This is a genomic window from Bdellovibrio bacteriovorus HD100 (assembly GCF_000196175.1).
Taxonomy (GTDB): Bacteria; Bdellovibrionota; Bdellovibrionia; order Bdellovibrionales; family Bdellovibrionaceae; genus Bdellovibrio; species Bdellovibrio bacteriovorus.
On sequence record NC_005363.1, the window covers coordinates 1,697,791 to 1,718,153 of the forward strand.

Genomic DNA, 20,363 nt, shown 5'->3' on the forward strand with positions numbered 1-20,363 from the left:
GATAGGATTGGTTGAGGGGGATTAATTGTCAACCCGGAAAAGTTTTGTTGGCAGCTCCTGTGCGGAAGTTTAGAATTTTGAAAGCAATGACTGACACGCGGGCGCAGACCTTATTCAGGCAAAAATTGGAACTTCTAATCCTGTCCGAGGATGAGGCGATCTTAAACCGCGCCAGGGAAGTCATTTCCCGCCACTATCTGACCTTCAAACAAATGCCTTACTCTGAACTGGATTCAAGTTCGCGCTCGGAGCTGATGCGTGCGCAGATGGTTTTGATGGTGCAGGAGGAGAGTGAGGATCTGTCCGCATTTGCGGCGCGTGTGGATCAGGTCTTGAATCTGTTCCCGCGATCCCGGATTGTGACGGTCATGGCGGCCTCGTTGTCGCGCGAGAATCTGGAAGGAACCCAGAATCCGCGTGTCACACCACTTTCGCAAAGTGAATTCAACCGCACCTTGAAGTTTGAGTATATCTGCCTGTATCGTTGTCGGGCGCAGTACTTTGAGATTCAGATCGGTGATTTGTTCCCAATGACCACCATGGCCTTCCCGGTGTTTGTGCGCATGCCTCTGAATCAGCGTTATCTTGCGGTTGTGTATAGCAACTCAGTTCTGAGTGATGAGCGCTTCCAGCGGGTGGGAAAAGCTGAAAGCACCTTTATTCAAAATCGCGACAGTGAAAAGTATCTGGATTACATCACGACTTATTACGACACCTCCGGGCGCGGTCTGAGAAAACGCGCGCGTGCGCTGTTTTTGTCCCTGTGTCATGGGGCTTTGCACTTGAATGAAATTCTGCTTTTTGATTTTAAATCCCCGGGGCCTGAGGCTTTCCGCGCCCGTTATGAGGCGCTTCAGAAAACGGCAACAGATCTGCTGCATCTTTTGGGAACCGAAGAGGATCTGTGGGATCTTTTCCGTGAGGTCTTAAAGGGCGAGTTCTACGAATTGTGGCGCGCCCCTTGGATTGCTGTTTACGGCGCCATGATTGCGAAGAAAAGCGGTCAGGGGGATCCTCTGACTGTGTTAATGGCGGGCCTGCTGACGGACGTGGGGCTGTTTGATATTGACGATCAGATCAGCCGTGAGTTTTTAACTTCCGAAAGCAGGACTGTTTTGGAAGAGCAGCAGCGTGAATTCAACAATCATCCGATTCTGTCCTTGAACCGCAGCCTGATCAAAGGGCTTCCGTTGTCAGAAGAAATCAAGGCTGTGATGGTTTGCACGCATGAGCGCTTTGATGAAAAGGGCTTCCCGAATCAGGTCCCGGCGGACAAGATTCCGGTGGAGGCTTATATTCTGCAGTTTGCGGAAAAGATTGATCAGGGTGTGCTGACGACGATGAAAAAGAATGGTGTGGGGTTTCGCTTCTTGAAGGAAAAAATCTGGGAGGCTGAAAACAACGCTGGCACAACATTTTCGCCAGCGTTCCTCGCAGCCATTGCCGAGTCTTTGCTTTAAGGGCAGATCTCGATCATTCCACCCAGCTCCATGTTGGCGTAGATCTCTTCAATTTCATAATTACGAACGGCCATGCATCCCTTGGTCCAATCCCGCGGATGGCGGATGACTTTGCGTTTCACCCAGCTGTTGGGAAGACCGTGAATCAAAATACTGTCACCTGGATTTTTGATGCCGTTCTTTTTGGCTTCCGCAAGATCGCGGGCATTGGGATAGTTGATGCGAAGACCCAGATGGTATTCGCTTTTCGCTTTTTTGAGGTCAAAGAAATAGCGGCCTTCCGGCGTTCGCTGATCGCCTTCGTTTTTCTTGTGACCTTGCGGGTTTCCGCCCAGGGCGACGGCGTAGGTGGCCAGCACCTGCCCGTGGCGCATCACATGCAACATGCGGCGTTTCTTGTCGACCAGAACGAAATCCAATTTTTGAGAAATAGGAGCGTGATCCCAGCGCGCTTTTTCGGCGAATTCCTTGGCGCGGGGGCACAGACTGGGAAGCTCCGAGGACTCCAGCCCCACTTCCAGCATGCGGCTTTCTTCAGGGCTGAGCATTTCAAAGCCATCGCCCTTGATGATGGCAAAAGAAGTGATGGGGGCAAGAATCAGCAGAGCGAACCGAAGGGATTTCATGGACCTGATTTCCCACGAAGGCAGGTTTTGCGCAAGGGGGCTTTTGACCCCTTTGACACTGTCCGTAAGATGGAAAAACCTTTGCGCCCCTTCATCCTTTTGCCTTTAATAAGAGGGCTAAAAAATTCGATCACAAGGAGATCAAAGTGCTTAAAAAAGTGGCGTTGGCGCTATGCCTGGTAACAGTTATTTTTGCAGCTCAAGGGGAGGCCAAAGAGTTGACCAATCGTTTGGGTGTGGGTGTGAAAAGCCACTCTGCTCTGGATCTGGCTCAGTTGGCTGCAGTTTATTATATTGCTCCGGATGTTTCCATCTCTGGTGGTTTGGGTATTGACACTCAGGAAGACTATTCCAAGTTTGCCTTCAACGCCGGCATCCGCCGCATCGTTTTCAAAGAAGACAACATGAACTTCTACATGGGTGGTACTTTGGGTATCCTGAACAACGAAGTGGCTGGCGATAAAGAATCCGGCTTTGAACTGAACGCGTTGTTCGGTGGTGAGTTCTTCTTCACCGGCCTTGATTCCCTGGCATTCACCTTTGAGGGGGGCGTGGGTGTGATCTCTGGCGACAACGTGCGCTTCAGAACCATCGGCGACGGCCCTTTCAGCGCGGGAATCATCTTCTACTTCTAATCCTCAAACAAATTTCCAATCTCCAAAAAGGATATTTATGAAAAAAGTTATTCACACAGACAATGCGCCGAAAGCGGTGGGTCCTTATTCTCAGGCAATTCAGATCGGGGACATGTTGTTCTGTTCCGGTCAGATTTCCATCGACCCAAAAACCAATGAAGTTTTCACGGGCGATATCAAAACCCAGACTGAAATGGTTTTGAAAAACATCGAAGCGGTACTGGCCGCTGCCAACATGAAATACAGCAACATCGTGAAAACCACGATCTTTCTGACCAGCATGTCGGACTTTGCGACTGTAAACGAGATCTACTCCAAAGCTTTCACAGACGCTCCTCCGGCGCGTTCGACTGTGGCGGTTGCAGGTTTGCCTAAAGGTGTGAACGTGGAGATCGAAGTCATTGCGCATCGCTAAGTCCCTGTTGAAATCCCGTTCATTCTGGGCTCTGGCATTCCTGAGCGCGGTGGTGCTTTACCGCTTCGTCGATGAATTTCAGAAGGTGCAGAGTGAGCGGATTCAATCCTGGACGAAAACTCCTTCCGCGGACTGCGCCGTCGTACTTACTGGTGGCGCAGGAAGGGTGCGGGAGGGGTTTGACCTTCTGGTGAATCAGAACGTCAAGAAGCTGGTGATTTCGGGGGTGTACTCCAATGCGCGCCTGCGCGAGATCATGCCGGTGTGGCCCTTCTATGGGAATTTGAGCGAGAACGATGTGGTCTTGGACCGCCGTTCTGAGACGACCTATGGAAACGCCCAGCAAAGTCTGCCGATTGTTGAGGCCTTGAAGTGCCGGGACATCCTGCTGGTGACTTCCAGACTGCACATGTACCGATCTTACCGGACGTTCCGGGCCACCTTCCCGGAAAACATCTATATCGAAAAACATGCGATTATTGGCGGTCGCTTTGAGTCTTCCGTCTGGGAGTCGGGCTTTGAGGCCCTAAAATCGCTGTTTTACTCCTTCTGGGCCTATTAAAACCAGACCTTTGACCAAAACATCTTTTCCAGAATTGATCCGATAAATCCTTGAGAAATCGAGGGTGAATCATGACTTCTTTACTGGCGCAAATTGACTCGCTAGGAAGATCAGTAACAAAGAATTTGGAGTACACGGCACGTGTTCTCCTGATGGTTTACCTTTCTCTGCGCGCAACTATTTTGGACCGCGCTCAGGGCTTCCGCCAGATCGTGGGCGTTATTTCCGCACAGATCTATTTCACGGGGTGGCAGGCGCTGCCACTGATTTCGGTTCTGGCTTTGGGAACCGGCTCGATCATTCTGCTTCAATCCTTGTCCAATCTGTCACTTTTAGGCGGCACCCAGATGATCGGGAATTTCCTGATCGTCATGATCGTGCGTGAAGCGGGACCATTGCTGGTGGCATTGGTGGTGATCGCGCGTTCCGGAACGGCGGTGGCGTCGGAAGTCGGGAACATGCGGGCCAATCGCGAGATTGAGGCGCTGGAAAGCATGGGGATCAACCCTTTGAGTTTCATCGTCTTTCCGCGGGTGCTGGGGGGGATTATCAGTGTTCTGGGCCTGGCATTCTATTTCAACTTCATCGCATTGATTGGCGGCTTCCTGGTCACGAAGTTCGTGCAGGATTTGCCTTTGGCTTTTTATACAGATTCATTGATGCGCGCCTTTGCCAAAGAGGATGTGCTGATCTTCCTGCTGAAGAACGGGTTCAGTGGGATGATTATTTTTGTGGTGTGCTGCTATCAGGGGCTTTCCGTGAAACGCAGTCCGCATGAGGTTCCCCAGGTCACGACCCAGGCCGTGGTGAACAGTATTATATTTGTGGTCGTGTTTAATTTGATTGTGACAGCTTTGTTTTATCTGAATCAACTTCGCAGTTTAGGGGTGGTGTGATGAAAATCGAAAATCTAAAATTTGAAGGTGTGTCTTTCACTCATGAAGGGCAGGAACCAATTGTTCAGAATGTGGAGTTTGATTTTCCCATGAATGAAATCCTGTGGGTGAAAGCCGATGAAGGCGCCGGGAAAAGCTCCTTGCTGCAGATCTTGGCGGGCCTGCAGATTCCCCAGTCCGGGAAGTATCTGATCAACGGTGAAAACGTGGTGGATATGTCCTTTGAGGAGTTTTTGCCATTCCGACTGAAGATTGGCTATTCCTTCGATTATGGCGGTCTGATCAACAACCGCACTTTGTATGACAATCTGATGTTGCCGCTTTTGTATCATAAGGTTTTGACGCCCGAAGAGTGCAAGTCCCGGGTGGAGGCGATGATCAAGGAGTTCGGCATTGAGAAATTTGCCCATGAAAGACCGGCCCATGTTCCGGGTCGCATTCGCAAGCTGACGTGCCTGATGCGCGCGGTGGTGATGCAGCCGGAAATGCTGCTGTTGGATGATCCAAGCGTGGGTCTGGGGCAGGACAGTGTTTACATCTTTGCCGATCATATTCATCGTCTGCGCAAAGAGGGGCACTTGAAGCATATCTTTATCAGTTCCTATGATGAAAAGTTTATGAATCTTTTCAATTATCAGATCATTCATCTGGATGACGGGCAGATTTACCTTCAGACTGTGGATCCTGAGAAGCGAGTTGTTCATTTATGATGAAAGTGAAGTTCAACAAGTTTGAAAGAATTGCCGGCCTGTTTGTGGTTCTGGCCATCGTGGGTGTGATCCTCACGGCCATCAGTGCGGCAGTGAAGCAGGGTTGGTTTGAGCCGAAGGTGCGTTATACCACGACCTTTGAGAATGCCGATGGCATCCATCAGGGGACGCTGGTGCAGATGGCGGGTCTTCGTGCCGGGGCTGTTGAAACTGTCGAGCTGGAAAGTGACAACCGCATTCGAGTGGGCTTTTACGTCCTGGGAAAATTCCAGGACCGCATTCGTGAAAACAGCACGGTGCAGTTGATTCGCCCGTTCATCATTGGTGAGCGGGTGCTGGAACTGACTGTGGGTAATGAAGAGTTTGAAGTCATTCCTGGCCACAGTGCCGTGAAATCCATCGAGACCGTGGATTTGATGACATTGATGAGCGGTAAACATCTGAATTCCTACCTCAGTAAGTTGGGGGGGATTTTGGAGAGTGTGCAGGTTCTGGTGGATGCTTTTGCGGATAAAAGCCGCGCAGAAAGCCTGGTTCGTGTCATTGACCGCTTGGATCCCCTGGTGAAGAACTTAAACACGATGTCTATGGAAGTGATCAAGCTTTCCAAGCAGGCGACACATGATGATGGTGTGCAAAAACTGGTTGGGAATCTGGCGGTGACCACACGGGAGATCAACAAGATTCTGCCGGAGTTGAACGAGCAGAATCCGGAAATGGCCAAAGACCTGGCGGTGATGACTCAGAATCTGGCAGTGATGACCAAAGCGCTGGGGCCAGCAGTGAAACAGGTCGAAGGCGAGTTGCCGGGGGCCAGCGTGCGTTTGGTACAGGCACTGGACGAAACAGTTGTCGTATTGAAGGCCATGCAAAAAAGTTTCTTCATGAGAAGCAGTGTCAAAGAGGTCAAAGATGAGGAAACTCAAGACCGGCTGCCCGCCAACAAATAGTTGGAACCTAGTAATGTGTCCCGAATCGGGACACATTACATGATGTCAAAAATTCTTAATTACTCTTCAGTAATATTTCAAATCGCACGATAATACCTTTGCTCACAATGTTGAGCATGGGGATGGTTGATCATGCGAAATGTTTTTCGCTTCCTGACAATCTTACTTCTGAACGTCATACCGGTACAAATGGACGCTAAACCTTTGAAGGTTGCTTTTGGAAAGAGCAAGCCGCCTTATATCTATGAGGAGAGCGGCGCTGTTCACGGAATTGAAGTGGATCTTGTTCGGGAGATTTTAAAGTCCCTGAAAAAGCCCCACGATTTCAAAAGTCTTTCCTATCTGCGACTGGAAGCAGAAGCCAGTCATGGTGATGCCTATGACATCGTCGTGGGTGTGCGCAACCGTGAAGGCGGCCGCTATTATTCCCAGGCCTTTATGGATCACGAGGTCTGTGCCTTCAGTCTGAAATCGCGCAGTTTGAATATCAAAAGCGCCAGGGATCTTGAGCCCCTGAAGGTGGCCGTGTGGCGCGGGGCCTGGAAGGATCTGGGCGCGGATTTCAAAAGAATCTTTCAGCCCAGATTTAACGGCAAGGTTCCGGGGAATCTTGTTGAGTATGTTCAGATTCAGGATCGTTTTGCCAGTTTGTACAAGGGCGAGGTGGATGTTCTGGTCATGGATCGATTTATCTTTGAGTGGTATCGTCTGATGCCGCAAGAGGGCGCACACTTCCTGCAGGACGTGAAGGTGCATGAGATCTTTCCTGAAAACATTCCGGCCTTTGTTTCCTTCCGCGATGAAAAGACCCGCGACGCTTTCAATCGCGAGCTGAAACGTCTGCGGGACAGTGGGGAGTATGCGCGAATGGTGTGGGCCTACACTGGGGAACGTCTGGTGCGATTGGGTAAAAAATGAAACTGATTCTGGCGCTTTTGTTTTTCTGCTCATTTGCCGGCGCGGAAGAGTCCAAATCTCTGGCTGTGGCATTCGGTAAAGGTCGTCCCCCGTACTCTTTTTCAGAGCGTGGCAATTCCCGCGGCATTGAGGTGGATCTGGCTTTGGAGATTCTGAAACGCCTGGGGTACAAGGTGCGTTCACAGGTGATGTCGCCTTACCGTATTGAAGCGGAAGCCAAACATGGCAACACATTTGACGTGGTGGTCGGGGTTCCTCGTGGTGGTGATGGTGCCGGTCACTTTTATTCAAAGCCCTTTGTGGCTTATGAAAATTACCTGATAGCTCTGAGGTCCCGCAAGATCGGGGCTAAGAAAATCTCGGACCTGTCGGGATTGCGTGTGGGAGCCTGGCACAATGCCTGGAAAGATCTGGGGAAGGACTTTAACCGGGTGTTTTCGCCCAAGGCCAATGGACGCCTGCCTGACAACTATCGTGAGTTTGTCCGGCAGGAGGATCAGGTGCGGGCCCTGTGGGCCGGGGACGTTGATGCTCTGGTGATGGATCGTAATATTTTTGGTTGGTTTCGAATGACCTTGGCTTCCCAGGTCAACACCGCTGTGGACGTGGATGTCTTTGACTTGTTCCCGGTTGTGAATCACAGCTATGTCGCTTTTCGTGATGCGAAATTGCGATTGGCCTTCGATAAAGAGCTCGAACGCCTGCGCCAAAGTGGCGAATACGACAGTATCGTGCGGATATACGTGGGCGAGCGCCTTGCCGCCATGTTTAAAAGTGGTCCCAAATCCCATTGAGGCTTGAATCCGGGTCCCCAGGCTCTATGATGGGGGAATGTTAGTAGGCCACCTTTTCCGTCATTTTATTTTTTCTCCGCGAGCGGGTTCTTTGGTGAAACGCATCGCTTGGTTGTCCATGATTGGGATCACAATCAGCGTGACGGCATTCCTGGTGGTTTTGTTTGTCATGAACGGTATGAATGCCAGCATTCATAAGCGTATTCTGGGGCTGGAGCCACATCTGTATGTGCAGGTGGCCGGAGCTGACACCGCGCAAAGCCTGGAATCAAGCCCGGCGTTCCAACGCCTTCAGGAAGACCCTGCCAATCGGGCCTATGTCTATGAAACCATGGATGTCATCATTCGCAGTCAGGATGGGCAGTTCCGTGGTGGTATCGCGCGCGGTGTGACGCGCGAAAGTCTTGAGCACTTCATTGAGCAGCTTCAGCGCATCGACCGCAAACCCACGGACCGGGATTCTCAGGTCTATTTCTGGGACCCGCAGGATGTGCCTGGACGGGGGGAAGTCGTTGTTGGAGTGGATCTGGCTCAGTCCCTCGGAGTTTTTGAGGGTGACTTTCTGACGGTGGTGTCGCCATCGGGATTGTTGTTGCCTCCAGGGGAAACGCCGAAGTTTGAGCGTGTGCGTATCAAGCGTATTGTCACCACCAGTTTGCCGGATCTGGACGGACAATTTATTTTCTATCAGCGTGGTGAGGCCTTGAGTGCATTGGTCAGTGAAGGCCTGGGCAAGAACGGGATCGAAGTGTGGCTGCCGGATGAGGGGCGCATAGAGTCCGTTAAAGAAGATCTGATGAAATTCGAAGGCGTCAGTGTTGAGACCTGGATGGATCGAAATTCCGCTTTGCTGTATGCGCTGAAGCTTGAAAAGCTGACCATCGGGATTTTCCTGGGCCTTGCCGGTATGATCGCGGGAAGCTCCATTCTGACGGTGCTGGCTTTGTTGTTGTCGCAGAAAAAACGCGACATCGCGATCTTGCGCACGATTGGTTTTTCATCCCGTCAGACGGTTCGCACGTTCACGCAGATTGGCTTTTTCCTGGCCGGAATTGGTGTTGTGGGCGGAGTTGTGCTGGGTACAGGTTTGAGTCTTTACATTCAGGCCAATCCGATTCAGTTTTTGCCGTCGGATGTTTACTATGATTCTTCCATCCCGGCTTTGGTCAACTATGGCCTGGTCTTTGGGGTTTTGATTGTCAGTGGATTGATTGCCTTGCTCGGTTCTTATATTCCGGCGAGGACGGCTGCAGAGGTGCAGCCGTCTGATGCCTTAAGAATGAAATAATACTTAAAAACTAAACGCTCACCTGATGGTCGCGAAGGGCGTCGGTCAGGGAGGTTTTCAAGTCCGTGCTGGCCTTGCGTTTACCGATGATCAGCGCGCATGGAACCCCATAAGAGCCTGCCGCAAAGTCCTTCATCTGTGTGCCCGGAATCACCACGGAATTGGCCGGCACACGGCCTTTGTATTCCACAGGTGTTGAACCGGTCACATCGATGATTTTAGTGCTGGCTGTGATCGTCACGCCGGCGCCCAGAACCGCGCCTTCTTCAATCACGGCGCCTTCAACCACGATACAACGGCTGCCAATGAAGGCATTGTCTTCCACGATCACTGGGGAGGCTTGAATCGGTTCCAGTACGCCGCCGATACCCACGCCGCCAGACAAGTGCACATTTTTACCGATCTGGGCACAAGAACCCACTGTCGCCCAGGTGTCCACCATCGTGCCGGAACCCACATAGGCGCCGATGTTCACGTAAGATGGCATCAGGATTGCGCCTTTTTCAATAAAGCAGCCTTTGCGGGCCACTGCCGGTGGCACCACGCGCACGCCGTCTTCTTCAGACCAGCGCTTCAGTGGAATTTTGTCAAAGAAAGCAAGATCACCGGCGTTCATCGGTTCCATTTTTTGAATGCGGAAATAAAGCAGGATGGCTTTTTTGATCCATTCGTTGGTGATCCATTTGCCATCTTGTTTTTGGCAAACGCGCAAAGTGCCCGCATCCAGGCCTTCGATAGTTTCAAAAACGGATTTCAACTCTGCCGTTGAAAGTTGATCGATGGTTTTTCCGCCTTGAATTTCGGTCCATAGTTTTGAGACTTGTTCTTGCATGGTGTTCCTTCCTTATTCCAGTACTTTCAAAGATTCCAGGATTGCCGGGACGTGGATTTCGATGATTTTTTCAGCCGAAAGACCGCGTTCGATTTCGTAAGTCAGGGTCGGGCAGTTTCTTTCAAGGCCCGCATAGGTGCCCAGGCAGCCCGGGGTTGGGTAACCGATGTCATCGTCGATTTTGTAGCCGGTCAGGCGGGACAAAACTTCCGCCACCGGACGGCAGTCACCATTGACGTTCAAAACCGGATGCCAGGAGTGCAGTGACAGCACATAGACCGGTTTTTTTTCATCCAGATAGGTCATCAGCCCGTGGTTTTCTTTTTCGCTGCCGGCAAACGGTCCCGGGTGATAGCGCGGGGTTTTGACTTCCGGAGACCAGTCCTTGGTTGGCAGGTTGCGGTTCAAGTCCACACCGTTGCCGTTACCGCGGGTTTTAAAAATCACACCTTCAAGGTTGAACTGCGGAACCAGGGTGATATTCAGTTTGTAGGGATTGGAGTTCATGAAGTGTTTCAGCAGCTCTTGCGCGGCGATAACGCCTTCGACCTCGTCGCCATGAACGCCGCCCAGAATCAGAACTTCAGGGCCGTTGTTGTTGAAGTGCCAGGCCGGTACCGGCAAACCTTTGGAAGTGTAAGTAAAAATAGAAGTTTTCATGACAAATCATCCTTCATGGGCCATCATACTAGCACGAGGTTTTCGTGGAATACATCAATAATGAATTGTGTCTTGGTCCGTTAAAAAAACCACTTTTGCCCCTGGTGGCCAATTACATGCGCCCCATTTATGTCTACGATCTTGATTCTGTCGCGCAAAGGTATCAGGCGATGTCTCAGGCTTTGAAGGGGACTCGTCTTTTTTTCGCGGTGAAATCCAATCCCAATCCTGGTGTTCTGCAAAAACTTAAAAGCCTCGGCGCCGGGGCCGATGTGGTTTCTTTGGGCGAGATCAAACGCGCCCTGGAATGCGGCTTTTCTCCGCAGGACATTGTCTATAGCGGCGTGGGGAAAACCAAATTTGAACTGGCCGAGGCACTGAAGCTCGGCATTTATCAGATCAATGTGGAAAGTTTGCCGGAGCTTGAGCGGATTGGTGTGCTGGCTCGTGAATTAAATAAAAAAGCCCAGGTGGCTTTGCGCTTGAACCCGGATGTGGATATTAATACGCATCCCTATATTGCCACGGGTTTGAAGGACAATAAATTCGGTATGGAACGCTCGATGGTTCCGGCTTTGGTGAAATGTCTTAAAAGCTATTCGGATTCCATCGATCTGGTGGGCGTCAGTTTGCATCTGGGGTCCCAAATGCTGGAGTTCTCCGGTTACGATGAAGCGCTAAAAAGGCTTAAGACCGTGTATCTGGAGCTGCAGGCCCAGTTCCCGACATTGAAAAAGTTCGACTTTGGCGGGGGTCTGGGGATTTTCTATGATCGTGTTGACCTTCAATTGGAAGAATCCCTGCTGCAGAAGTACGCGCAAATCACTTTGGAAAACCTGTCGGATCTTAACTGTGAACTGCAGGCAGAACCCGGCCGCTGGCTGGTGGCGCATTGCGGGGCTTTGATCACGCAAGTGCAGTACATCAAAGAAACCAGTGCAAAAACATTTGTGATCGTCGATGCAGGTATGAATCACCTGATTCGTCCTTCGTTGTATGAGGCCACACACCGTATCGAGCCGCTGAAAAGAAAAGACGCGGCCTTTGTAGTGGATGTTGTGGGGCCGATCTGTGAGTCTTCGGATTTCTTCGCGAAAGAAATCTCTCTGACGAAGGTGCAAGAAGGCGACTTTGTGGCGATCATGGATTCCGGGGCCTATGGGTATTCCATGGCCAGCGTCTATAACCTGCAGGAACTGCCTTTGGAGATTTGCATCTAAACGTCGACGACCGCGTACTGATCGGCTTTGGCGGGTTTTAAAATCCGCTGGGCCATTTCAGTGAAGTGCGCGGAGGAATCCGTCGTCATGATGTCAATGCGGCGGGGTTCGCCGCTTTTGTTCGGGCCCAGTCGGCCGCTCTTGAAGTCGCGCGACAGCCACTGCGCAATCGCTTCGCCGGAATCCACCAGCTCAATCGAACTTCCGGTCACCCGGGCAATGGAATTTTTCAAAATCGGATAATGAGTGCAACCCAAAATCAGTGTGTCGATATGGTTCTGCAATAGCGGGCTTAAGTAACGGAACACAATCAGATTGGTGACGGGATCTGCGTCCCAGCCTTCTTCCGCCAGCGGAACAAACAACGGGCAGGCCTGGTCAAACACCTGCGCCTGCGGATCCAGGGCATGAATCTTGTGAGTGTAAGCCTGGCTGTTAACCGTCGCACGCGTGGCCAGGACGCCGATGCGTTTACCAGAGGAAAGCTCCAGCGCACGTTGAGAACCAGGCTCAATCACATTGTAAATCGGCAGGCCATCGATCTCGCGTTCGGGCACCTGGCTTGAAGCCGTGTTGCAGGCAATCACGATGGCTTTGACGTTTTGTTTTTCCAGGAACTGAATGATCTGTTCAGAGTACTTGCGAATGGTTTGCGGGGATTTCGAACCATAGGGAAGGCGAGCGGTGTCGCCTACATATAAGAAGCTTTCATGAGGAAACTGCAGAGCCAGCTCTTTTAGAACTGTCAATCCGCCGATACCTGAATCAAAGACACCTATGGGACGGGAATCCTGGTCTGCCATTCTTAGTTTTTCACTCCGTGTGCGCGAGACTCAGCAATACCATTGGAAGACATTTCCATAAAGAGGGCTTTGTCTTTAATTTCAGCAATGCTTGTCGCATTGATGTAGCTCATGCCGCTGCGGATACCGCCGGTGACTTCCAGGATCACGTCTTTAACGTGGCCTTTGACGGTCACTTGAGTGGATTCCCCTTCAGGAGCCATGCCCTCAGGCACGCCACCGCGCCACGAATCCTGAGCGGATCTGGAGGCCATACCGCGGTATTGTTTTTTACCGTTTTTGATTTCCCCGGGAGTTTCAATCGTGCCAGACAGCATGCTTCCAAGCATCACAGTGCTTGCGCCCGCAGCAAAGGCTTTCACCATGTCTCCGGAGGTGCGGATGCCACCATCAGCGATCACTGGAACGCCGTAAGATTCACCGATCTCGGCGCACAGGCCGATCGCAGTCAGTTGCGGGACCCCACAGCCCGTGATGATGCGCGTGGTGCACATGGAGCCAGGCCCGATGCCGACTTTAATCGCATCAGCGCCAGCTTCGATCAAATCACGAGCCGCATCCGGAGTCGCCAGGTTGCCGGCAATCAGATCCACTTGCGGGTATTGGTCTTTCAACCACTTCATAGTTTCCATCATCTGCACAGAGTGACCGTGAGCAATGTCGATCGTGATGATGTTCACGCCGGCTTCAACCAGGGCTTTTGCGCGGGTCTTGAATTCTTCACCCACACCCACGCTGCCAGAAATCACTTTCACGCCATTTTCTTTCAGGCGACGGGCCTGAGCGGCTTGTTCTTCAATATCCAGGAAGCGGTGAAGAATCCCCATGCCACCCAGTTGGTTCATCGCAAACGCCATGTCGTATTCAGTGACCATGTCCATGTTTGCACTGACGATCGGAGTTTCAATCGTGAAGTTTTTGGTCACTTTGGAAGTCAGACGCGGGTCGCGGCGGGAGCGCACATCAGATCTTGCCGGGATGATCAGCACGTCGTCGAAGGTCAGGCCTTTGCCGCGATTCTTGATATCTTTCCAGTTAAACATGAGCGTCATGACGTCTTACCTCGCTTCTAAATATATTGAACAGAATGTGAGTTGAAACCAAAAGCAAATAGGTGTCCAGGGCGGAAAGCAGCAGGCTTTGCAGCGGTGTCTTCCAGATCAGGCGATAAGCATCGAAAATGGTGGTGAGTATTCCTGGAATAAAGAGATGGAATAAAACCAGAATCGACAAAACCACAAACCAGCGACGGCGCACAATCTGGGCAGAACCTTTGAGTGCATCGACTTTGCCTTCGTCGTATTGCTGGCTGGAAGTCACAACAAAGGGCACCATGGAAAGCTCCACGTACTTCCAGATCCCCGGGATGATCAGCAGCAATGTCCATTGCAGGGTCTTACCCCAGGCGCGCAGGGTCTCAATGTACATTTGATTCAGATGCCTGTCCCAGAAGTCCTGCAGGGTTTTGGTGGTGGAATCCAAGCTGTTCAGGGCAAAAAGAGCAATGCTGGCCAGCAGGACCGGGAACAGGATGCTGCTTAAAATTGAGAGGAAGCCATAGTAAACAACCTGGGTTTGAACTCCCAAAGGGTCCCGAAGGGCGGTTTCCATTTTAAGATTTAGGTACTGGTCTATGTTGCTCGACAGAACGACCAGCGCGAACAGGGGCAAGAAAACTTTTTTAAAGACCTTCAGGTTCTCGGCAAAAAAATTCACTTAAGTATTTACATCCCTAAAGCCTGTTTGAGTCAAGCGGACTCTTGCTAAGAAACAGATCACCTTAAAGCCCAAGATTTTGTCATAATAAAGGCTCTGGGAGGCCTTATGGAACTGCGAATTATGGTGACGGGCGCCACCGGGACCATGGGGGCGGAACTGGTTCGCCAACTGCATTCTAAAAGCGCCGATGTCGTGGCTGTCAGCCGGGATCTGGAGCGCTTACCGAAGGATATCAAGGGGATGCAGGTTCCTCTGGAGAATCGTTATCTATTGGAGCAGGCCTTCCGCGATATTGATGTCCTGGTGTTTATCCAGCCTCTTTGTGAAAATATGATTCAGCAGGCCGAAAACGTGGTGGGGGCGGCTCGAGCCTCGGGCGTGCAGTTTGTCTTGAAGGTTTCGGGATTGGGGGCGTCACCAGTGTCTCGATATCTGTATCAGCGGGTTCAAGGCGAGGCCGATGAGATCCTGGTGCAAAGTGGTCTGCGTTATTGTCTGCTGAAACCCAATATCTATATGCAATGCTTTTTAAAGTCGCACTATGAGTCCCTGATGGCGGGGACTTTGTATTTGCCGCAAGGAGAGGGGCGGACGTCTTTTGTGGATGCCCGGGACGTGGCCGACGTGGCAGCGCTTCTGCTGCAGGACCCTTGGCGCCATCAAAAACGGGAATTCGTCTTGACCGGGGAAAGGGCCCTTTCCAATGCCGAGGCCGTATCGATTATCTCTCATTATGCCCGTCGAAGGGTGTCCTATGTGCCTGTGACCGAGGAGGCAGCCCGCAAGACGTTCAATCGCGAGGCATCACCTTGGATGATGGAGGCGCAGATGAGTCTGCACAGGGCAACCCGGGAAGGGGCCGCCGCCGAAGTGTCGGGAGTCATTAATAAGCTGCTGGGTCGGGATCCCCGCAGCTTTGAAGAGTTCTGCGAGGATATGAAAAAGGCCTGGGTTTTGCCCGAGCCCCAGGAAGGTTTACTCTGACCAAAGTTCGCGAACATCCAGAATTTCACATTTTGGACTGGTGGTCACCTCGGAAGCGGCGTCGCCACCCCAATAGTTCGTGCGCACGTGATAAACCTTGTCACCTGATTCCAGTTCTTTCTGGAATTGCACCAGACGAACCTGATAACCCTGTTGGCGGAAGTGGTTTTCAACTTGCCAAGAGCAGGACTTGGATTTTGCGAAAGAGACAGAGGAAAGCAAAAGCGTCGCGAGGATCGTGAGTGTCTTCATAAAAAGCCCCTTGTTACTGACTTGGTTTCGGGGCTTTTATAAAATTCCTTGCGGTCATTTGCCAGTTAGGATTTTGTTTGGAAAACGTTTCAAAAATTTCTTCAATCATCCAGATACGATTTAAGCTCTTTCAGGTGATAACCCCAGCCGACTTTGAAGTCCTTGATGGTTTTGGCGCGGATTTCTGCCGGCAGGGTGTCCCAGCCGCTGTGTTCCAGCGTCAGAACACGTTCCTTTCCAGTGTCTTCAATGGTGAAGGTGCATTCGGTGACCGCCGTTTTAGGCCAGCTTTTTTCCCTCCAGGTGAAGGTGATAAACTGTTCTTTTTTTAGTTTGACCACTTTACCAGAGGCCATTTGTTTGTCGCCTTCATCATCCATCCACGGCTCTTTAAAGGCGCCGCCGACTTTGGGTTCCAGCACCACAGATTCACTCCACCAGTTTTCAAGTTCCCCGCGATCAGTCAGGGCATTCCAGATCCAGCCACTGCTGGCTTTGAGATTGATGGAAAGTTCGATGCTGTCTTTCATGGGAACTCCTAAGGTGAGGAACTGCACTGATCTTGCGACAAATATTCCTGAGAGGCAAACACCTGTTTTTTCAGGAACTCGTATTTTTGCGGATGCAGTTTTTTCAGTCGGGGGGCGGTGAAACGATAGGCCACCACGGATTCGGCAAAGTCTTCTGATGGATTGATCTTGCCGTATTCAGAAACTGCTTTGGACGGATCAAGCAAAACATAGTCGCGGTAAAGGATGCCGTTGACGGTGCGGCGGTTCTCCTGCCAGCCCCCCAGACGCAGCCATTCTGACGAGGTATCAAGCTTTCCACGGTAAGCCAGAGTGTGTCCCAGTTCGTGCAGGAAGGTCTGCTGACGTTCCGGAGCGGAAAGTTCATTCCACAGGTCAAATACTTCCATGCTGGCGTTGGCCACGACATCCTGGCCGAATCCATAGCGCACGCCTCGCGGGAAGTGGATCAGGCGTTTGTTGTACTCTACCGGGTAAAGATGCAAAGGGTAGTCGGCCAAAGCCTGCAGGATCTCGTTCAGTTCATCGGCACGCCACGCGGAAGCCAGGTTGGTGCGCAGGTGCGAACCATTGAAGCCGAAGGTCTTTAGCAAATAGAGCAGTTGCACACCTTCTGTGTCACCATAGATCTTTTTAACGGCGCACAGGACTTTGTCGCAAGAAAGGGTGAAGCTCAGTTCCGGGCGGCCACGCAGGCTGATATCCAGTTTGTGCAGATCCGAGAAAAGCTCCAGCCGGCGGGGGCTTTCATTTTTAAAGCTGATGCCGTTCAGGGTTTTTGAAGCCCCGGATCCCGGTAAAGCCAGCAGGGTGGCTTCCATGGCTGTGATTGAAGGGGCACTTTGGGTTTTGCATGGTGCCTTTTCCACATCTTCAGCGGTGGCAGCCCACCAATTCAGCTCTTCGGCGCGGGCAGAGCCGACGACGGTCAAAACTAGAGCTGTCAGGAGGAAAAGGATCTTCATCGGACCTAGATCGCAGGAACCAACCTGTGAGTCAAGAAAGGCCGGAGCCAGGGGGCCTAATTGTAGGATTTGAGGATTTTTTCCAAGGTTCCGTTTTTTCTGATGGTGTCGATGGCCCTATTCAGCTCTTCCAGGCTGACGGGGGCCTTGGGGGACAGGGCGCACTTGGTGATTACTTCATCCATTCCCAGATCGGCGGATTCCAGGCTGGAATAGATTTTCTTGTAGTACTCAAATTCAAGGTTCGACATGATGATATAGTCGATGCGACCGTTCAGCAGTTTTTGAATGTTGCTTTCGTTGTTGGGCCCGTCTTCGCGCAGGATCAGGCCTTTTTTGAAATAGTCATTCATGTACTGGTAGATGAAATTCAAGACCCCGCCCACACGCTTACCATAGAGATCCTTGGCTTTGTGAATGGGCTTTCCGCCGATATACACAATCAGATTCGAACTGCGGTAAAGTTCGTGACTCCAGGAAACGGTGTCTCTGATTGAGGGTTGCCAGACCTCATTCAGGTGACAGACCAGATGCACGTTGCTGGAGGTGAGGTTCGAGGCGACCCGGCTTTTGGGCAAAAGGATCCACGTGGGGTCGAGATTCAATTCCTTAAAAAGGGCCAGTCCCAGGTCCTTCAGCAATCCCCCTTCCAGCTTGGGGGTGTTCTGAACACGTTCTACATTAATTAAAGGCATGGCGTAGTTGGAGTTGATGCCATAGCGAATGACCTTTGGCTCCGAAGATTTTGCCAAAGAACATAATGGGGTCAGAATGAGGGCCAAAGCCATCAACGCTTTCATGGAACTAAGGTCATACAGTGATCGACTGTTGTCACTGCCTTTTTCGGGGGAGACAGTATTACGAATTAGAAACTTTAAAGAGGACCTTCAGCGCAGGTGCATGAAGCGCAGCAAGCGTTCCAACAAAGTCACCGGAGGGGCGGATTTCACAAGAATGTCGATAATTTCCTGCCGCTTAAAGGCTTTGGCGGCCTGTAAAGGGGTCATGTTGTCGAATTCTGAAAGTAAATTGGGGTCGGCTCCATTTTCAAGCAGGAACTTGGCGATCGTCAGATGACCGTTGGTGATGCTGGCAACCAAAGCGCTGGAGAGGATCTCGGGGTGTTGATAGTTGGGATCCACACCATTTTTGATATGGTATTGCACCAGCTCCATGTTGCCGGTGGCAGCGGCATTGTACATTTCTTTCCAGTCCCCAGCTGACATTTATTCTCCGATACTGCCTGGTGGAAGACCCAGGGCATTTTCAATGCGGGTTTGCATCAGGGTGCGTTCAGCAGGCGTGGGTTCTTCACCCCACTTCGCTTCAAACCCTTTCAGGGCCTGGTGGAAGGCGGATCGAGCCTCTTGCACTTTGACCTGCGATACGTCCTTGTCCAAAGCTTCGCGTTGATTCTGAAGATTTTCAATCAACAATTCCACGCCGGTATCGATTTCGTGGCGGTACTCGTCGTAAGACTTATCAACGATAAAAATAAAGATCAGGGCAAAGACGACAGGTTTGTAAATTCGCGCAAAAGTATTGTAGGCATCGCGGGCGTTTTGGGACTTCAAAGCCACGGCGATTTCTTTTTGGTGGGTGTTGTAGCCATCACGCAGTACTTTGAACAGCAGGTCTTTGGAAATGGCCTTGTCTTTGATCTTTGGGAGCCAATAAGGAATGCCGGCAAACTCCATCACGCGGCTGTTTTGGAAGCGCCACACCCGGTCCAGAACTTTGGCAAGGGAGCTTAGGGATTGGGGATCGTGATGGTCGGCCCAGGTTTTTACCAAACCTTCTTTCAGCAGATTTTCTTTGATAATAAGAACGGCGGATTCCTCCATCCGTTCGACGCCATTTTTTTTGATCCAGCGGTTCAGCGAATCTTTTCGGCCAAATAAAAGTGTACCCAGTTCCACGGCCTGGCGTTCGAGAGTGGCTTGGGAGGGAACTTTGTCTATTTCCAGCTGGTTTAGGAGCTTTCGGATTTTGCGTTTGCGGTTCCAGGACAGGGAATGACTGTGTTCCGGGACGGATTTTCCGCCAAATAGATACTGAGAATTTTCGCGGTCGACAGTTTCCAGAACTTCTTTCAGGGAAGGAATGAAAACGGACTCGCAGCGCATGGCAGAACCTTGGGTCTTCAGCGGAAGTCCCAGGGTTAATGCCATTAAAAAGCAAAGAGTCCGTTTCAGCATCAGGGGTTACTCCAGGATCATGGCCGCCGTGCGCAGACTGGTGCGTGTGGATTTAATTTCTTTTAAAACCATCTCGGCCTGAGAGTCACTCATGCCGGCCACGATGCGAGTCAGATTGCCGGCACTAAGCAGCAGTCCGCCCACCAAAATGGTCTTGTTGCTGGCATTTCTTTGTGTCGCAGAATAAAAGAGCAGCGCGGTTCCAAGACCTTGTGAGATATGTGCCATCAACTTGGTGCGGTCGGTTCCATCTTCATCTTTTTGATAGGCCTGCAGAGAGCTGCGCATGCCGGAGACCGAGGCGGAAAGCTGGATCAACAGCGCCGAGGTCTCTTTGGATTGACCCTGGCTGTTGGCGGCGATTTCTTTTTCAAGGGCTTCGAGTTGCTTGTCGATGGCAGCGGTGTCAATGTCCTCTTTCAGTACGGCGCTTCCGGTACCGGTAACGATCGAAGTGATTGTTGCCACCAACGAAGTTGCAAGTCCCACCATCGCCCCAATCCCGGAGCCTTCACGGCCGGTATGAGCAGTAAAGTAAGTCAGCGCAGACAGGCCAAGGCCGACCGCCGCGCCTGCGATGGTAATACCGTTGGTGATCCCGCCCGAGTTGTCACGAGCTTCAATTGTGGCAGCTGTTTCAGCCAGAGCACTGTCCAGGCTCTGCAGGTTGACTCGCAAAGTGGAGATATTTTGCTGGGCTTGGGCAATGGCTTGATCCGCGACCTCGGCAGTGCGGTCGACTTGTGCTAAGGCAACGCTTTGGGAAATCATAACGGCGGTGACCGACAAAGTGATTGTTCTTTTCATGGGTTTCTCTCCTTTTTATGTTCTTTTTCTCTGTCTCAAAATGAGACTTACGAGGGCTCTCTCTGCCAATGAGATAAAGATTCAAGCTCTGGGCCAGCTGCTTTGCATTCAGTAACATCTGGAGAGGGGGCTTCTTGCT

The 20,363-nt window shown here is 51.3% G+C and carries 25 protein-coding genes; 12 read left to right on the plus strand and 13 right to left on the minus strand.

Annotated features, from left to right (window positions below):
* The first annotated feature begins 125 nt into the window (after nucleotides 1–125).
* Nucleotides 126–1,460, plus strand: coding sequence for an HD domain-containing phosphohydrolase (locus BD_RS08035; protein ID WP_231839326.1), 1,335 nt, complete (start codon nucleotides 126–128; stop codon nucleotides 1,458–1,460).
* Here the strand turns inward: BD_RS08035 and BD_RS08040 are convergent.
* The gene (locus BD_RS08040) at nucleotides 1,457–2,086 is read right to left on the minus strand and encodes a L,D-transpeptidase family protein (RefSeq protein ID WP_011164229.1); all 630 of its coding nucleotides are present in this window, start codon (nucleotides 2,084–2,086) and stop codon (nucleotides 1,457–1,459) included. The genes BD_RS08035 and BD_RS08040 overlap by 4 nt on opposite strands.
* 146 nt (nucleotides 2,087–2,232) lie before the next feature.
* On the opposite strand from BD_RS08040, the gene BD_RS08045 reads away from it, so the two are divergent.
* The 9 genes from BD_RS08045 (at nucleotide 2,233) to BD_RS08085 (ending at nucleotide 9,254) form a co-directional block, all read left to right on the plus strand.
* Nucleotides 2,233–2,721: a hypothetical protein gene (locus tag BD_RS08045; RefSeq protein ID WP_011164230.1), complete on the plus strand. Its 489-nt coding sequence runs from the start codon at nucleotides 2,233–2,235 to the stop codon at nucleotides 2,719–2,721.
* Between the two features lie 37 nt (nucleotides 2,722–2,758).
* Nucleotides 2,759–3,136: a RidA family protein gene (locus BD_RS08050; RefSeq protein ID WP_011164231.1), complete on the plus strand. Its 378-nt coding sequence runs from the start codon at nucleotides 2,759–2,761 to the stop codon at nucleotides 3,134–3,136.
* Nucleotides 3,123–3,698: a YdcF family protein gene (locus tag BD_RS08055; RefSeq protein ID WP_038449045.1), complete on the plus strand. Its 576-nt coding sequence runs from the start codon at nucleotides 3,123–3,125 to the stop codon at nucleotides 3,696–3,698. Before BD_RS08050 ends, BD_RS08055 begins: the two co-directional genes overlap by 14 nt.
* Before the next feature lie 152 nt (nucleotides 3,699–3,850).
* On the plus strand, nucleotides 3,851–4,594 hold the full coding sequence (locus tag BD_RS08060; RefSeq protein ID WP_038449048.1) for an ABC transporter permease: 744 nt from the start codon (nucleotides 3,851–3,853) through the stop codon (nucleotides 4,592–4,594).
* Complete coding sequence (locus BD_RS08065; RefSeq protein ID WP_011164234.1) at nucleotides 4,594–5,304, plus strand: cell division ATP-binding protein FtsE; 711 nt, start codon at nucleotides 4,594–4,596, stop codon at nucleotides 5,302–5,304. The genes BD_RS08060 and BD_RS08065 overlap by 1 nt, the downstream gene beginning before the upstream one ends.
* Nucleotides 5,301–6,254, plus strand: coding sequence for an MlaD family protein (locus BD_RS08070; protein ID WP_011164235.1), 954 nt, complete (start codon nucleotides 5,301–5,303; stop codon nucleotides 6,252–6,254). The genes BD_RS08065 and BD_RS08070 overlap by 4 nt, the downstream gene beginning before the upstream one ends.
* 132 nt (nucleotides 6,255–6,386) lie before the next feature.
* Nucleotides 6,387–7,172: a substrate-binding periplasmic protein gene (locus BD_RS08075; protein WP_011164236.1), complete on the plus strand. Its 786-nt coding sequence runs from the start codon at nucleotides 6,387–6,389 to the stop codon at nucleotides 7,170–7,172.
* Nucleotides 7,169–7,966, plus strand: a complete 798-nt coding sequence (locus BD_RS08080; RefSeq protein WP_011164237.1) for a substrate-binding periplasmic protein — start codon at nucleotides 7,169–7,171, stop codon at nucleotides 7,964–7,966. The genes BD_RS08075 and BD_RS08080 overlap by 4 nt, the downstream gene beginning before the upstream one ends.
* Nucleotides 7,967–8,003: 37 nt before the next feature.
* Nucleotides 8,004–9,254, plus strand: a complete 1,251-nt coding sequence (locus BD_RS08085; protein WP_011164238.1) for an FtsX-like permease family protein — start codon at nucleotides 8,004–8,006, stop codon at nucleotides 9,252–9,254.
* Nucleotides 9,255–9,264: 10 nt separating this feature from the next.
* Here BD_RS08085 and BD_RS08090 read toward each other — a convergent pair whose 3' ends face one another.
* On the minus strand, nucleotides 9,265–10,086 hold the full coding sequence (locus BD_RS08090) for a 2,3,4,5-tetrahydropyridine-2,6-dicarboxylate N-succinyltransferase (protein ID WP_011164239.1): 822 nt from the start codon (nucleotides 10,084–10,086) through the stop codon (nucleotides 9,265–9,267).
* 12 nt (nucleotides 10,087–10,098) lie between these two features.
* A complete protein-coding gene (locus BD_RS08095) occupies nucleotides 10,099–10,746 on the minus strand; it encodes a M14 family zinc carboxypeptidase (protein ID WP_011164240.1) in 648 nt (215 codons plus the stop codon).
* Between the two features lie 44 nt (nucleotides 10,747–10,790).
* Between BD_RS08095 and lysA the strand changes: the two genes are divergently transcribed.
* A complete protein-coding gene (gene lysA, locus BD_RS08100) occupies nucleotides 10,791–11,966 on the plus strand; it encodes a diaminopimelate decarboxylase (RefSeq protein WP_011164241.1) in 1,176 nt (391 codons plus the stop codon).
* On the opposite strand, the gene murI is transcribed toward lysA, so the two are convergent.
* Genes murI through BD_RS08115 form a run of 3 tightly spaced genes read right to left on the minus strand, consistent with a single transcriptional unit; the run spans nucleotide 11,963 to nucleotide 14,380 of the window.
* On the minus strand, nucleotides 11,963–12,769 hold the full coding sequence (gene murI / locus BD_RS08105) for a glutamate racemase (RefSeq protein WP_011164242.1): 807 nt from the start codon (nucleotides 12,767–12,769) through the stop codon (nucleotides 11,963–11,965). The genes lysA and murI overlap by 4 nt on opposite strands.
* Nucleotides 12,770–12,771: 2 nt before the next feature.
* Nucleotides 12,772–13,812, minus strand: a complete 1,041-nt coding sequence (locus tag BD_RS08110; protein WP_011164243.1) for a guanosine monophosphate reductase — start codon at nucleotides 13,810–13,812, stop codon at nucleotides 12,772–12,774.
* Entirely contained in the window at nucleotides 13,805–14,380 is a 576-nt protein-coding gene (locus BD_RS08115; protein WP_231839327.1) for a DUF975 family protein, read from the minus strand. Before BD_RS08115 ends, BD_RS08110 begins: the two co-directional genes overlap by 8 nt.
* 213 nt (nucleotides 14,381–14,593) lie before the next feature.
* On the opposite strand from BD_RS08115, the gene BD_RS08120 reads away from it, so the two are divergent.
* Nucleotides 14,594–15,472: an SDR family oxidoreductase gene (locus tag BD_RS08120; RefSeq protein WP_011164245.1), complete on the plus strand. Its 879-nt coding sequence runs from the start codon at nucleotides 14,594–14,596 to the stop codon at nucleotides 15,470–15,472.
* On the opposite strand, the gene BD_RS08125 is transcribed toward BD_RS08120, so the two are convergent.
* The 7 genes from BD_RS08125 to BD_RS08155 form a co-directional block, all read right to left on the minus strand.
* Nucleotides 15,464–15,724: a hypothetical protein gene (locus tag BD_RS08125; RefSeq protein ID WP_011164246.1), complete on the minus strand. Its 261-nt coding sequence runs from the start codon at nucleotides 15,722–15,724 to the stop codon at nucleotides 15,464–15,466. The genes BD_RS08120 and BD_RS08125 overlap by 9 nt on opposite strands.
* Nucleotides 15,725–15,825: 101 nt before the next feature.
* Entirely contained in the window at nucleotides 15,826–16,254 is a 429-nt protein-coding gene (locus tag BD_RS08130) for an SRPBCC family protein (protein WP_011164247.1), read from the minus strand.
* Nucleotides 16,255–16,262: 8 nt separating this feature from the next.
* Complete coding sequence (locus BD_RS08135; protein WP_011164248.1) at nucleotides 16,263–17,219, minus strand: hypothetical protein; 957 nt, start codon at nucleotides 17,217–17,219, stop codon at nucleotides 16,263–16,265.
* A 56-nt stretch (nucleotides 17,220–17,275) separates the two neighbouring features.
* A complete protein-coding gene (locus BD_RS08140; RefSeq protein WP_011164249.1) occupies nucleotides 17,276–18,019 on the minus strand; it encodes a substrate-binding periplasmic protein in 744 nt (247 codons plus the stop codon).
* 87 nt (nucleotides 18,020–18,106) lie between these two features.
* Entirely contained in the window at nucleotides 18,107–18,445 is a 339-nt protein-coding gene (locus tag BD_RS08145; protein WP_011164250.1) for an ankyrin repeat domain-containing protein, read from the minus strand.
* On the minus strand, nucleotides 18,446–19,390 hold the full coding sequence (locus tag BD_RS08150) for a hypothetical protein (protein ID WP_231839328.1): 945 nt from the start codon (nucleotides 19,388–19,390) through the stop codon (nucleotides 18,446–18,448).
* A gap of 33 nt (nucleotides 19,391–19,423) precedes the next feature.
* Nucleotides 19,424–20,224: a hypothetical protein gene (locus tag BD_RS08155; RefSeq protein ID WP_011164252.1), complete on the minus strand. Its 801-nt coding sequence runs from the start codon at nucleotides 20,222–20,224 to the stop codon at nucleotides 19,424–19,426.
* Nucleotides 20,225–20,363 lie beyond the last annotated feature (139 nt).